Here is a 12,915-nt window from a genome sequence, read left to right as displayed (position 1 = left end):
ACTATTTGAGGTTGGCCACCGTGGGATCCATCTCCCTTATCAGGTCGTCATAGGCTATGAGCGACTTGATGAGCGGCTCGTCCTTCTTCACGGTATCGCCAAAGCCCCTGAACTTGCCGTTGAACGCGAGGGCTCGGTTTCTCAGTGCGGCTGCGCTTTCCGCGAGGAAACCTTTCTCTTTCTTGTCGTCGCTTTTTAAAAGCGATTTCGTCTTGGCCCAGTATTCGTCGGTGGCCCCCAGGTAATGATGCAGACTTTCCAGGAAGGAAAGCGAGGAGGCCGAAAGCTCGGAGGTGCTGGCAAGTTTCTCCTGCACATCCTGCATCCCTTTGAGAAGATCCTGGTCGGCGAACCTGACCAGTTCGGAGACCTCGCGGGAATTGACTCCCTTGGCGGGATCGAGCTTGTCGGTTCTGTTGAGGAACTGCTGGGAGGTTACCAGGTAGTTGTTAATGGAGACCGACGCGGAGCTCAGGGAAAGGGTCGCGTTGGCGACGAATTTGGTGAAGACGGAGGCTTGCCCTGCATAAGGGATGGGGAGGACTTTGGCGAAGCCGGCAGCGACCGACCCTGCGGATATGTATTTGGAGTAGCCCGCGACGTTGGAAGACATCCACTTCACGTACCCCTCGAAATCGGCGAGTCCCTGGCGTTGAGCACGGATATCGACGGCGATTTCCTTGAGCCGTTTCGCGTTCCTCACGGCAAGGTCGTTACCGGTGACGCTGCAGGATTCGAGCGCCCGGAGTTTCTCCTTGAGGAGGGTGTTTTCCTTGACCAACTCGGCAAGCTGGTCGGCCGGAACGGGAGCCGCGGGCACGGCGATGACGGGGGGAACGGCAGCTGGAACGGCGGCAGGGGCAGCGGCAGGGGCAGCGGCCGCGGGAGTTTCCTGGGCATGGACGGGTGCCGCTACCACCAGGGATAAAGCGGCAAGCCCGGCAAGGGCGCTCGATATTTTCAAGGAACCTACCTCCTCAGTTTCATGGGATGAACCAGTGCCCTCACCAGGACTCCAGCCACCCTCTCCCGTAAAGGGGCGAGGGCTCCAACCATACCGCAAAGAAGTTCCAGAAACAAGGCCAAAGGCGCGGAAAGATTGCGCCTCCTCTCACTACTTCCCCTCTCACCGGCAGGACAAGGGTAATAAAAAAGGGGCGCACCGTAAATGGTACGCCCCTCCCCTACCCTTTCCGACCCGGATGGTTTATTTCTCGCGATAAGTGATCCGATAGCTGAAGCTCTTCGGCTCGTAAAAATCGACCGACTGCCCCCCCACCTCGGCATAGGGATAGCCGAAGTCGTTGAGCGGCGCGCCGGCCTGGGGAGGATTCAGCACGATGTCACGGCCGGAGGAAAGCTTGATGCGATAGGCATCGACGCCCCCCCAGAAGTAATCTCGGTAACGGGCGACCTTGGGATCCTTCAGCTCCAGATTCTCGACCAGCATGGCCTTGCGTACGTCGGCGGGGTCGACGACGACCCACCCCTTGCCGGGGAGGAAGAACTCGACCCAGCAATGCTGCCAGGTGGTGATGTCTTCCTCGGCCTTCTTGCCGAGCCTGATACCGAATACCTCACGGGCGGGGACGCCGGCGGCACGGGCCAGGGCAACGTAGACCGAGGAGATGTCGGTGCATTTGCCGCCCGGTTTCTTCAGGAGTTCACAGACGTCACCCTTGCCGCACCCGACGACCAGCGGGTCGCGATACATGTTCTCGCAGGTCCAGTCATAGATGGCGCGGGCCTTCTCCAACACGGTGGTCTTTCCTTCGGTGATCTTGGCAGCGAGCTTCTGGACCTCCCCATCGACCGGACCAAGCGAGGTTGCATGGAGATATTCGGCATAATCGGCGCTGTTCCACGCCGGTTCGCGGCCGGGAAAGTTACCCCGGGTGATCTCGTCGCGCTCGACGGTAAAGGTATAGACCAGTTTGCGGCTGGCGGCATTCTTGTCCCAACGAGCGAAAAGGGTGGGATTGCCATTGGCTTTGTCGGTATAGACGGCCGAGGTGGCGTAATCGCCGCTGACTTTGACGTCGGAGACCGTCTGGTAACGATCGGAGACGACGTAGGGGATCCAGACCTTGGTCTCCTTGCCGGCTTGCTGCTTGGAAAGGTCGACCTCGACGGTGACCACCCCGGCACGGCTGCGAGCCCAGGCCGAAGGGGCCAGCAACAGGACCAGTGCCACGAGAAACAACAACTTTTTCATCAAAGTGCTCCTTGGAATAGTGTATGGTTTCTTTTGCCTCAGGAGAGGCAGATGAACTGGTTGAACGGGAGCAGGGAGAGCCCAGGCAGTGACAAAACCGGACCAGCTTTGGGCAAATCTCATGCAATCGTTGCTAAATTGAGAAATTCATAGTACCCTCAGGACCGTTTTGAGCGCTCTCCCGTTCATAAAGATAACTGATAGTAGATAAAGGATTGCGCAACGATAGTCAAATTGATAAATTCGATGATACCAATACACGCTATCGGTCATTCCGATGGAGCTGCAAATGAATCTCAAACAACTCGAAGTTTTCATCAACGTCGCTGAAACCGGCAGCTTTTCCAAGGGGGCGGAAGCGACCTTCCTGACCCAATCGACCGTCAGCCAGCATATCTCCGCCCTGGAGGAAGAGTTTGGGCTGAGACTGTTGGATCGGACCGGCAAGGGGGCGCTTTTGACCGAAGGGGGGAAACTCCTTTTGGGACGGGCGCGCAAGATCCTCGAATGCTCCAACGAGATCAGCGCCGCCATGGCACGATTCAAGGGTGTTGAGGAGGCAAACCTGTCGGTTGCGGGAAGCAGCATCCCCGGGGAGTACATGATCCCGGCCGCCCTCCCCCACTTGATGGAGTGCTACCCGGGCCTCGTCATCAACGTTCTCCAGGGAGACAGCCGCAAGGTCCTCAGGATGCTCATTTCCGGAGAGGTGGAGCTGGGAATCGTGGGGGGGAAATTCGACGAGGAAGGGATCGAGCTGACCCCGTTTGCCACCGACGAACTGGTTCTCATCGCTCCGGCCTTTCATTGCTGGAGGAAAGCGTCGACTGTCGCCATCGGCGAGCTCTTGGACCAGCCGTTCATTCTGCGCGAGAGCGGATCGGGGACGGGGTGGGCGGCTTTGGAAACGCTCAGAGGGGCAGGGATCGGCCCGGGGCAGCTCCGGGTCTCGGCTCAACTGGGAAGCAATGAGGCGATCAAGCAGGCGGTAATGGCAGGTGCCGGCGTGTCCTTCGTCTCGGCCCTCTCCGTTCAGCGCGAACTCACGGAAGGGGCTCTCATCCGGCTCCCGGTGACCGGGGTGAAGATGGAGAGGGAATTTTTCATCGCCACCAGGAGAGATCGTGAGCTTTCGCCCGGAGGCGCGGTGTTCTGCAAAGTGATGAGGGAGATCTACGGGAAGTAGCCGGATTCAATCGAAGGTGGTACGGAGTTTCTTCCGCTCGGAGACGATCTTTTTCTCGGTCAGCCGTTTTTCCTTGGCGCCCCGCGGAACCTTGGTGGCGATCCTTTTCTTTACCTTTTTCTCCCTTTTGCGGAGCATTTCCGCCAATCGCTCCAGTGCCTTCTCGCGATTTTGCGCCTGGGACCGGCTTTCGCTGGCCTGGGCGACGATCCCCGTGGGAAGGTGCCGGATCCTCACCGCGGAGTCGGTGGTGTTACGGTGTTGTCCTCCCGGCCCAGACGCGCGATAGAATTCCACCTTGATGTCGGTTTCTCTTATTTCCACAACAAGCCTCTCGAGTTTATTTCAGCGGTGGGAGTATAGCACCACCCTCCCCGCCCCGATACCCTAATCAGATCAACAGGAGGAGCACCTATGAAAAGTCTTGGCGCCGCCACCCTGGCCATGCCGACGCCGGTCTGGCTGGTAGGAACCTACGACCATGACGGAAACCCCAACGTTGCCACCATCGCCTGGGGAGGGATCTGCTGCTCGGAACCGCCTGCCATCGCGGTCTCCTTGAGAAAGGCCCGCTACACCTATGACGCGATCGTCCAACGGAAAGCCTTCACGGTGAACATCCCCGCCGAGAGCCAGATCAAGGAAGCGGACTTCGCCGGAATGGTCTCCGGCCGCAAGGTCAACAAGTTCGAAGCCGCCGGGCTCACCCCGGTCAGAAGCGAACTGGTCGACGCCCCCTTTGTCGCGGAATTCCCCATGATCGTGGAATGCAAACTGATCCAGACCGTCGAGATCGGGATCCACATCCAGTTCATCGGGGAGATCATGGACATCAAGGTGCGCGACGAGGTGGTGAACGCCGAAGGTCAGGCCGACGCCACCCTGGTGAAGCCGGTGATGTTCAATCCGTCGGATCGGAACTACTACGGCATCGGCGCCCCGATCGGGCGCGGATTCGAGGTGGGGAAAGATCTCATAAAATAATTTGGTGAAAAAACTCCCCCGGCCTTCGGCCACCCTCTCCCCTAAAGGGGCGAAGGTATAATGATGCCTTCGGTTACCCTCTCCCCTGACGGGGAGAGGGGCTCGAGTACCGTCAAAAAATACCTGGTTCTTCGGACTGTGGTCAACGTGCGGCGGGGCGGAGGACGAACCTTTTTTCGAAGTCGGTGGTGACCCGGCGAAGGTCTTCATCGAGGAAGGAAAGCGTGCGGGTGGCGATCGGTTCGGGGACGCCGCCGTAAAAGGCGTGCGCCATCCCGCCGGTGATGGCGGCCAGCGTGTCGGAGTCCCCTCCCAAGGAGACGGCGAGCCGAAGGGCGCTTTCGAAATCGGTCGACTCCAGAAACGAGATCACCGCCTGCGGAACGGTCCCCTGGCAGGAGACGTCGAAACGGTACCCGGGCCGGATCTGATCGCAGCTTAGGGAGAGGTCGTAGTGAAAACGCCCCTCGACGAAACTGCGGATCTCCTCCTTGCTGGCACCGGTCCTGCCGAGGTACACGGCACCCGCAACGGCCTGGGCCCCCCTGATCCCTTCCGGATGGTCGTGGGTGACACAGCTGTACTCTTCCGCTTTTTGCAGCACCTTCTCGAGGGAGTCGAAGGCCCAACCGGCCGGCGTTATCCTCATCGCCGCACCGTTACCCCAACTGTGGTACGGCCGCTCGTCCGCACTGCGGGCCCAGGCCAGGAAATTTCCTCCGTACCCGGCGTCGGGATAGGCCCGGCAGTATCTTTTCATGACGGCGCCGTATCCTTCCCCGGTCAAGATCGATTCGGCGAGCGCCACGGTCAGCACCGAATCGTCGGTGAAACGGCAGTGGTCCTGGAAGAGCGGGAAATCGGTCGTTTTTATGTTGTTCCACTCGTAGATCGACCCGACGATGTCACCGGTCAACGCACCCAGCATAGGCCCTCCTCGGTTGAAAGGTCCCCAGCATACCGTAAAGTTTAATTGTTCGCACCACTTCTAACCGGCGGTCTCCAGATGAACTACCTGTTCCATCTCTACCTGTCGGGAGACGACCCGGATCTTCTCACCGGCAACTTCATGGGGGACTTCGTCAAGGGGCGCCTTGACGACCGCTTCCCTCCGGCCATCCGCGCGGGGATCGAACTTCACCGCGCCATCGACTCCTTCGCCCACACCGATCTCCACTTCAACCAAAGCCGTCTCCGCATCGCCCCCTCTTTCGGGCTCTACCGGGGAGTGCTGGTCGATCTCTTCTATGACCATTTCCTGGCGGCCTCCTGGGAGCACTGGTCCGACGAGCCCCTTCCCCACTACCTCGAGCGGGTGCGGGACATCGTCGAGAGCCGGCGCGTCCTGCTTCCCGGGCGCCTTCAGCAGCTTGTCCCGATCATCTTCGCGGATCTCATCCCTTCCTACCTCGACCCCGAGGGGGTGGGACTGGCCCTCGACAGGATGTCCCGCCGCATCCGCCGCCCGAATCCGCTGGCCCGGGGGGGCAAGGAGTTGGTGCTCAACTATGCCGGGTTTCGGGAGGATTTCGAAGAGTTTCTTCCCGACGCCACCCGCTTCGCGCTCGCCCGCCACCCACTTCACGAAAGTGGCGCACGTTAATCCCCTCCCCTTACCCGCTTCCCACCACCCGCTCGAACTCCTCGACCGCCATCGGCCTGCCGGTCAGCGTCCCCTGTACCTCATCGCACCCGAAGCCCCGCACGACCTCCAGTTGCGCCTGTGACTCCACGCCGACCGCGTTCACCCTCATACTGAGGTTGTGGGACATGCAGATCACCGCGTTGACGACCGCCAGGTCGTTGGGCTGGGTCAGGATGTTCTTGATGAAGCTCTTGTCGATCTTCACCTTGCTGATGGGGAGCTCTTTTATCCGCTGCAACGAAGAGGCACCGGTGCCGAAGCAATCCACCGAGAAGGTGACCCCCAGGCCGGCCAGCTGCCGCATGGTCCTCAGCGAGAAGTTCGGGTTCTCCATGATGGCCCGTTCGGTGATGTCGAGCTCGAGATGGCGCGGGTCCAGCCCGCTCTCGCTCAGCGCCCGCGAGGTCAAATCCACGAGCCCGGGCCGGTGGAATTCACGGTTGGAGAGGTTGACCGTGAGGGAGAAGGGGTAGCCGCGCCTGCGCCACCGGCTCATCTGGGCGCAGGCCTGGTGAATCACCCACTCGCCGATCGGTATGATGACCCCGGTTTCTTCCGCTATCGGGATGAACTGCGAGGCATCCATGAGCCCCAGTTCGGGATGGTGCCACCGAAGAAGCGCCTCGGCGCTCACGACCTTGCCGGTGTCGAGCCTGATCTGCGGCTGAAAGACCAGCTCCAGTTCCCCCTTGGCCACGGCCTCCCGCAAAAGCCGCTCCATACGCTGCCTTCTGCCGGTACGGGCGTTGATCTCCTCGTTGTAGAACTGGTAGCTGTTCCCGTTCCCCTTCTTGGCCACGTACATCGCGCGGTCGGCTTTGGCGACGAGCTCCTCGGAGCTTTCGCCGTCCACAGGGAACATGCTGATCCCGACGCTGGTGGTGGCGTTGATCTCGACGTTGTCGAGCAGAAACGGGGTGCTGAAGACCCCCATGATCTTGCCGACCACGGTGCCGACGTCGTCGGTCTGGGTCAGGTCGGGCATCAGGACGTTGAACTCGTCCCCGCCGATCCTGGCCACCGTGTCAGATTCACGCACGCAGCGCCTGAGCCTTTGCGCCACCGACTGGAGCAGGAGATCGCCGGCCGCGTGGCCGAGGGTGTCGTTGATCTGCTTGAAGTGGTCGAGGTCGAGGAAGAGCACGGCGAGGTTCTTCCGGTTGCGCCGGGCCTGGGCTAACTCCAGCGAGAGAAAGTCCATGAAGAGCTTGCGGTTGGGGAGGTCGGTCAGGGTATCGTGCTGCGCCTGGTGGCGGATGGTCTCCTCCATCCGGGTCCGCTCGGTCACGTCCCGCGCGATGCAGGAGATGCCGGCCAGCTCTCCGCGGGGAGTGCTGATGGGGGAGAGGGTGAGGGAGACGTAAATTTCCGCCCCGTCCCGGGTGAGGTACAGGGTCTCCAGGTGGCTCACCGCCTCGCCGGCGACCACCCCGTTCAGGATGCGGACCATCTCGTCGCGGCGGCTGGCGGGAACCAGGGTGGAGAGATGCCTTCCTTTGGCTTCCTCGGCGAGCACCCCGAGCATCTTTTCCGCGCCGGTGTTCCAGCTGACGATGGCCCCGGAGGGATCGGCGGCCAGGATGGCATCGTCGGAGGACTCCACTATGGCGGCCAACCAGGCCCGGTCCTCCTCGAGCTTCTTTCGCTCGGTGATGTCGTTGAAAAGGGTCAAAAGGGAACTCCGCCCCTTGATCTCGATGGTATCGGCCGAGACGAGTCCGGCGAGCGTTTTGCCGTCCCGGCACCGGAAACGGGCCTCCAGGTCCCTCACCTCGCCGCTCGCCGCGATCGCCCGCAAGAGGCTTTCCCGTTCCCCTTGGTCGCCCCAGACCCCCAGGTCCTGCTCCCTCTGGCCGATCACCTCCTCGCGCCGGTACCCCAGCGCCTTGAGAAAGCCGTCGTTCACCTCGACGAAGCGCCCCTCGTCCAGGTCGATGATGCTCAAGAGCTCGGGAGTCGCCTGGAAGATCTTGGCGAAACGCCGCTCCGAGGCCTGGAGGGCCGCCTCGGCCCAGCGCTGCTCGGTCAGGTCATGGCAGGTCCCGATCATGGAACGGGCACCCCCTTCCCCGTCGAAGGCGATCTCCAACTGGCCGCGCAGGATCCGAAAGGAGTTGTCCGGCCGCTGGATCCTGAAGTACTGCGAGATGGCCGCGTCCCTTCTTTCGAAGGCCTTCCGGACCGCGTTCTCCACCCCGGGGCGCTCGGCGGCCGGCACCCGCTCCAGCAGCGCCTGGTAGGTCGGCTCGACACCGCCGGGTTCCAGGCCGAAGATCCGGTAGAGCTCGTCGGAAGCGGTGACCTTGCCGCTTTCCCGGTCCCACTCCCAGCTGCCGAGATGGGCGACCTTCTGCGCTTCGCTAAGCTGCTGGTCCCGCCGCCGGATCCGCTCCAGCTGCTCGTTGACCAACCTCCTCAGCACGATCTTCTCCCGGATCTTGCCAAGCAGGGCAAAGAGCTCGTCGTAGTTGACCGGCTTGAGAAGGTAATGGTCGATGCCGATCTCGATGGCATCGAGCAGGTAGGAGGTGTCGGAGTGGGCGGTGACCGCCACGATGGTGGTGTCGGGGGATAGCTGCTTGATTTGGCGGGCCATCTCGATGCCGTTCATGACCGGCATGTTGACGTCGGTCAGCACGATCTCGGGGGAGGATTCCCTGAACTTCTCGAGCCCCGCCGCGCCGTGGTCGGCCACCACAAGCTCCATCTCGGGGTAGTTCAGGGTGAGCATGCGCCCCAGCATGTCGCGGGAATCGACCTCGTCCTCGACGAACATAAGTACGAAACGGGTTCCCGGGGAAGGGTTCTGCGCCATGTCAGACCTCGATCCGGAATTCCGCCCCATCTGCCGTGTTACGGACGGTGAGGCTTCCTCCCATGTTCTTTTCGATGATGGTCTTGGACATGAAGAGCCCGATGCCGGTTCCCTTGTCGGGGGCCTTGGTGGTGAAGTAGGGATCGAAGATCCGGTCGATGACCTCCGGGGGGATGCCGCCGCCGTTGTCGGCGATGGTGATGACCGCCCGGTCGTTCTCCTTGGTCAGGTGCAGGGTGACCTTCGGATTGGGGACCTTGCGCTCGAGGATGGCGTCCTTGGCGTTGACGAGGATGTTGAGTATCACCTGGGAGAACTCGTTGGGATAGCCGTAGACCTCCGCGACCTGGTCCAGCTCCAGCTCGATCCGCATGTTGAGCTCGGTGAAGGCCGCCTCCACGATGGAGACCGTCCTCGTCAACACCTCGCAGGCGCGGAAGTACTCCTTATCCTTGTCCTGCCCGAAGAAGTTCCGGAAGCCGTCGATGGTTTTGGACATGTAGTTGATGACCTGCATCGCCTTGGCCACCGAGGCGTCCAGGTACTCCCGGCTGAAGAGCTCGTGGGCGTACATCCTCGGCAGCTCCTGGACGATGAGCCCGAGGGTGTTCAGGGGCTGGCGCCACTGGTGGGCGATGTTGCCGATCATCTCGCCCATGGCGGCGAGCCTCCCCTGGCGGATGAGAAGCTGCTCCTGCCTGCGGAGCTCCTCCACCGTCCGCAACCGTTGGGCGATCTCATCCTTCAACGCCTTCTCGGCCTCCACGATGTGGGTGATGTCGAGGCAGGCCCCGGTGATCTGCAGCGGGTGCCCCTCCTGGTCGAAAGTCACCTTCCCCCGCGAGGTGAGCCAGCGGACCTTGCCGTCCTCGATTCCCACCGTACGGTACTCGGCGGCGAAGGTGCCGTGCTGCGGGTCCAGGGCCTCCTGGAGGGCGCGGTTGAAATGGTCCCAGTCCTCGGGATGACAGGCCTGGCGCAAAAGCGGGGGGGTGATCCCCTGTTCGGGGGGAAGTCCGTAGTGCTCTTTGGCCAGCGGAGACCAGTCGAGGACGTTGGTGGTGAAATCCCAGTGGAAGATCCCCAGGCCGGCGGTCTCCACCGCCACGTTGAGGCGCTCCTCGCTGCTTTGCAGGGCGATGACCGCCTTTTTCCGCATGGTGATGTCGAGAAAGGCGGCCAGGGCCGCGACGACCTGGCCGGCGGGGTCCCGGATGGGAGCGGCGTTGACGATGAGGTAGGCGAGAGTGCCGTCGTCGCGCTCGATCTCCACCTCCTCCTCCCTGACCTCCTCACCCCTAAGCGCCCGCACGATCGGGTAGGCGTCCAGCGGCATCAGGGAGTGATCGAGCCGCCGCAGCTTCCACTGGGCGAAATCGGCCACCCTCTCGACCGGCGTGACCTCCTGGCGGAGGATCTCGTGGGACTTGAGGTTGTCGTAGAGGAGCTTTCCGCCGGGAGCCTCGGCGATCATCACCCCGACCGGCATCTGGCAGACCATCGTCTCGAAGCGGGCCCTCTCGAAAGAGAGGTCCTTGAGCATCCGCTCCCGCGCCTCCTCCTGGCGCTTGCGCTGGGAAACGTCCCTGGCGATGCTCTGGATGGACGCGCTCCCCTGGTAATCGATCACCGTGGAGGCCATCTCCACCGAGATGGCGGTGCCGTCCAGCCGCTGGAGCCGGTACTCCCTTAGCGGGATCTCCTCGCCGTCCAGAAGATCCTGCAGCCGGGTGGCCACCTCGTCCCGGTCCTCGGGGTGGATCAGGTCCAGGATGGATACCCGCTCACGGAGTTCGGCCAGCGACTGCGCGCCGCAGATCCCGAGCGCCGCGCAGTTGGCGTAAACGATGATCCCCTCCTTGTGTACCAGGATGGCGTCGGGAGCCATCTCCACCAGGTTGCGGTAGCGCTTCTCGCTCTCCTTAAGGGCACGCTCGGCCCGCACCCGGTCCCCTATGTCGCGGGAGATGACCGATATGCCCCTGATGGTGCCGTTTCTGCGGAGAATGGGGGAAAGGGTGAGGGAGACCTCGAGCCGCTTCCCCCCCTTGGTGATGCGGACGGTCTCCAGGCCATCGACCCGTTGACCGCTGGCGATCCGCTCGGTGATCCGTTTGAGCTCCTCGAGCCGATCCTCGGGGACCAGCATGGAGATCGGCTGGCCGATGGCCTCCTCGGCGCTGTAGCCGTAGAGCTGCTGGGCGCCGCGGTTCCAGCTGGTGATGATCCCGGAGAGGTTCTTGCTGATGATGGCGTCGGCCGAATAGTCGACGATGGCGGCGAGATAGGCCTTGGCGTCGCCGTCGGAGTAAGGCATCTTCTCCCATTCCCGTTGCGGGGCCGGGAGGGTAACCGGCCGGAGCTGCCGCTTGCGCCGCACGCCGCCGTGGCGCCCCTTGGGACTCCCCCCCCTCCGGCTTTTCGCTCGACCTTTCATAGCGAGGAAACGTCCTCCAGGAAACTCCCCGGTTCGGGGGTGGGACTCAGGGTGAAGTAGAAGGTGGCACCGCGGTCGACCTCCCCTTCCGCCCAGATCCTCCCGCCGTGGCGCAGGATGATGGAATGGACGGTGGCCAGCCCGATGGCGGTCCCGTCCCAGGTGTACTCGCCGGGGCTGTGGATGGTCTGGAACGGCTTGAAGAGCTTGTTGACGTACTTCATGTCGAAGCCCGCCCCGTTGTCGCGCACGAAGAAGACCCGCCCCTCCCCTTCGCTGAGATGCCCGAACTCGATCAGGGCGGCCTCCCGGCGGGAGGTGAACTTCCAGGCGTTTCCCAAAAGGTGCTCGAGGGCGATCTGCAAGAGACGGCGGTCCCCCTTGACGGCGATCCCTTCCGAGATGGCAAACGCCACCCGCCGCTCGGGCTCCGACTGCTGGAAGGCGGTGGCGATCCCCCGGGCGACGGCGGAGAGGTCGACCTGGTCGATGACCATGCTGCAGCGGGCGTAGTGGCTCAGGTTGTTGAAGGCGTCGATGATGTGCTTGACCTGCCGGACCACCTGCTGGGCCCTTTGGGCGTACTGGGTGCAGCTGCGGTTGGGGCACCCCTGGCAGTCCTCCATCAGCGCCTGGCAGAACCCCTCCAGGCGCGCGACCGGGGCGCGGAGATCGTGGGAGACCACGTAGCTGAAATTTTCCAGCTCCCTCACGGTCGCCTGCAAAAGCGAGGTGCGCTGGATCACCTGCCGCTCGAGATCGTCGGTGAGGAGCCGGATCCGCTCCTCGGCCTGCTTCAATTCGGTGACGTCGTGGGAGGTACCGTACATCAGGGAGGGGATCCCGGTGCCGTCGAGCAGCACCTCCGCCTCCACCCGCAGGACCCGCTGGGTCCCGTCGGGACGGACGATGCGGCAGAAATGGGGAGCGACCGGCTCCCTGTTCTCGATCGCCTCCCGGACCGCCTGCTTGATCGCCTCGCGGTCGTCGGGGACGAACATGTCGAGAAAGGCCTGGTAGCTTCCCGGGAGCGCCCCCGGTTCGTAGCCGAAGATCCGGTAGAGCTCGTCGGACCAGTTCATGCTCCCGTCCCCCAGGTCCCTTTGCCAGCTCCCGAGATGGGCGATCCGCTGGGCCATGGCGAGCTGCATCTGGCTCTCGACGATCCGCAGGTTGACGTCCGCCACCACCTGCTTCAGGACGATCTGCTCGAGGATCTTGTCGGTGACCGAGAAGAGCTCCTCGTAGTTGACCGGCTTGAGAATGTAATAGTGGATGCCGATCTCGATGGCGCTCAAGAGGTAGGAGGTGTCGGAGTGGGCGGTGACCGCCATGATGATGGCCTCGGGGTTGATGGCCTTGATCTCGCGGGCCATCCTGATGCCGTCCATGACCGGCATGTTGATGTCGGTCACCACCAGCTCGGGGTTATGTTCGCGGAACAACTCCAGCCCGACCGCCCCGTTTTCCGCCGACAGAAGCTTCAGCTTCGGGTAGTTGAGGGCGAGCATCTTGCTCACCATCGTCCTGGCATCCGCCTCGTCCTCGACGTAGAGGAGGGTGATGCCGCTGATGTCGTACGGTAGGAGACTCATGTCGCCCCCCTGCCCCCCTTCCGCCGGCCGGAAGGCGG

General features: G+C 62.6%; 10 protein-coding genes. 3 read left to right on the top strand and 7 right to left on the bottom strand.

Annotation, left to right across the window (positions count from 1 at the left end):
• Nucleotide 1: 1 nt before the first annotated feature.
• Nucleotides 2-964: a hypothetical protein gene (locus tag ACYVL5_RS03760; protein WP_460594220.1), complete on the bottom strand. Its 963-nt coding sequence runs from the start codon at nucleotides 962-964 to the stop codon at nucleotides 2-4.
• Nucleotides 965-1,207: 243 nt separating this feature from the next.
• The gene (locus ACYVL5_RS03755; RefSeq protein ID WP_460594219.1) at nucleotides 1,208-2,215 is read right to left on the bottom strand and encodes a transglutaminase-like domain-containing protein; all 1,008 of its coding nucleotides are present in this window, start codon (nucleotides 2,213-2,215) and stop codon (nucleotides 1,208-1,210) included.
• A 289-nt stretch (nucleotides 2,216-2,504) separates the two neighbouring features.
• Here ACYVL5_RS03755 and ACYVL5_RS03750 point away from each other — a divergent pair, with 289 nt between their 5' ends.
• Nucleotides 2,505-3,401 (top strand): selenium metabolism-associated LysR family transcriptional regulator, encoded by an 897-nt coding sequence (locus ACYVL5_RS03750; RefSeq protein ID WP_460594218.1) that lies wholly within the window; start codon nucleotides 2,505-2,507, stop codon nucleotides 3,399-3,401.
• 6 nt (nucleotides 3,402-3,407) lie between these two features.
• On the opposite strand, the gene ACYVL5_RS03745 is transcribed toward ACYVL5_RS03750, so the two are convergent.
• Nucleotides 3,408-3,725: a peptide chain release factor-like protein gene (locus tag ACYVL5_RS03745; protein WP_460594217.1), complete on the bottom strand. Its 318-nt coding sequence runs from the start codon at nucleotides 3,723-3,725 to the stop codon at nucleotides 3,408-3,410.
• A 90-nt stretch (nucleotides 3,726-3,815) separates the two neighbouring features.
• Between ACYVL5_RS03745 and ACYVL5_RS03740 the strand changes: the two genes are divergently transcribed.
• Nucleotides 3,816-4,385 (top strand): flavin reductase family protein, encoded by a 570-nt coding sequence (locus tag ACYVL5_RS03740; protein WP_460594216.1) that lies wholly within the window; start codon nucleotides 3,816-3,818, stop codon nucleotides 4,383-4,385.
• 142 nt (nucleotides 4,386-4,527) lie between these two features.
• Here the strand turns inward: ACYVL5_RS03740 and ACYVL5_RS03735 are convergent, their stop codons facing one another.
• Nucleotides 4,528-5,313 (bottom strand): ADP-ribosylglycohydrolase family protein, encoded by a 786-nt coding sequence (locus ACYVL5_RS03735; protein ID WP_460594215.1) that lies wholly within the window; start codon nucleotides 5,311-5,313, stop codon nucleotides 4,528-4,530.
• Between the two features lie 78 nt (nucleotides 5,314-5,391).
• Here ACYVL5_RS03735 and ACYVL5_RS03730 point away from each other — a divergent pair, with 78 nt between their 5' ends.
• Entirely contained in the window at nucleotides 5,392-5,988 is a 597-nt protein-coding gene (locus ACYVL5_RS03730; protein ID WP_460594214.1) for an acyl carrier protein phosphodiesterase, read from the top strand.
• A 10-nt stretch (nucleotides 5,989-5,998) separates the two neighbouring features.
• On the opposite strand, the gene ACYVL5_RS03725 is transcribed toward ACYVL5_RS03730, so the two are convergent.
• Genes ACYVL5_RS03725 through ACYVL5_RS03715 form a run of 3 tightly spaced genes read right to left on the bottom strand, consistent with a single transcriptional unit; the run spans nucleotide 5,999 to nucleotide 12,877 of the window.
• Nucleotides 5,999-8,845: an EAL domain-containing protein gene (locus tag ACYVL5_RS03725; protein WP_460594213.1), complete on the bottom strand. Its 2,847-nt coding sequence runs from the start codon at nucleotides 8,843-8,845 to the stop codon at nucleotides 5,999-6,001.
• Between the two features lies 1 nt (nucleotide 8,846).
• Nucleotides 8,847-11,282: a PAS domain-containing sensor histidine kinase gene (locus ACYVL5_RS03720; protein WP_460594212.1), complete on the bottom strand. Its 2,436-nt coding sequence runs from the start codon at nucleotides 11,280-11,282 to the stop codon at nucleotides 8,847-8,849.
• The gene (locus tag ACYVL5_RS03715; RefSeq protein WP_460594211.1) at nucleotides 11,279-12,877 is read right to left on the bottom strand and encodes a sensor histidine kinase; all 1,599 of its coding nucleotides are present in this window, start codon (nucleotides 12,875-12,877) and stop codon (nucleotides 11,279-11,281) included. Before ACYVL5_RS03715 ends, ACYVL5_RS03720 begins: the two co-directional genes overlap by 4 nt.
• Nucleotides 12,878-12,915 lie beyond the last annotated feature (38 nt).

It is taken from the genome of Geomonas sp. Red276, assembly GCF_054784495.1.
Note: the sequence above shows the minus strand (reverse complement) of the source record. Positions and strands in the feature narration are given on the sequence as shown.

Coding starts and splice junctions, on each gene's coding strand:
- ACYVL5_RS03755 (WP_460594219.1), bottom strand. CDS start 2,215: ATGAAAAAGTTGTTGTTTCTCGTGGCACTGGTCCTGTTGCTGGCCCCT.
- ACYVL5_RS03750 (WP_460594218.1), top strand. CDS start 2,505: ATGAATCTCAAACAACTCGAAGTTTTCATCAACGTCGCTGAAACCGGC.
- ACYVL5_RS03740 (WP_460594216.1), top strand. CDS start 3,816: ATGAAAAGTCTTGGCGCCGCCACCCTGGCCATGCCGACGCCGGTCTGG.
- ACYVL5_RS03735 (WP_460594215.1), bottom strand. CDS start 5,313: ATGCTGGGTGCGTTGACCGGTGACATCGTCGGGTCGATCTACGAGTGG.
- ACYVL5_RS03730 (WP_460594214.1), top strand. CDS start 5,392: ATGAACTACCTGTTCCATCTCTACCTGTCGGGAGACGACCCGGATCTT.
- ACYVL5_RS03725 (WP_460594213.1), bottom strand. CDS start 8,845: ATGGCGCAGAACCCTTCCCCGGGAACCCGTTTCGTACTTATGTTCGTC.
- ACYVL5_RS03720 (WP_460594212.1), bottom strand. CDS start 11,282: ATGAAAGGTCGAGCGAAAAGCCGGAGGGGGGGGAGTCCCAAGGGGCGC.
- ACYVL5_RS03715 (WP_460594211.1), bottom strand. CDS start 12,877: ATGAGTCTCCTACCGTACGACATCAGCGGCATCACCCTCCTCTACGTC.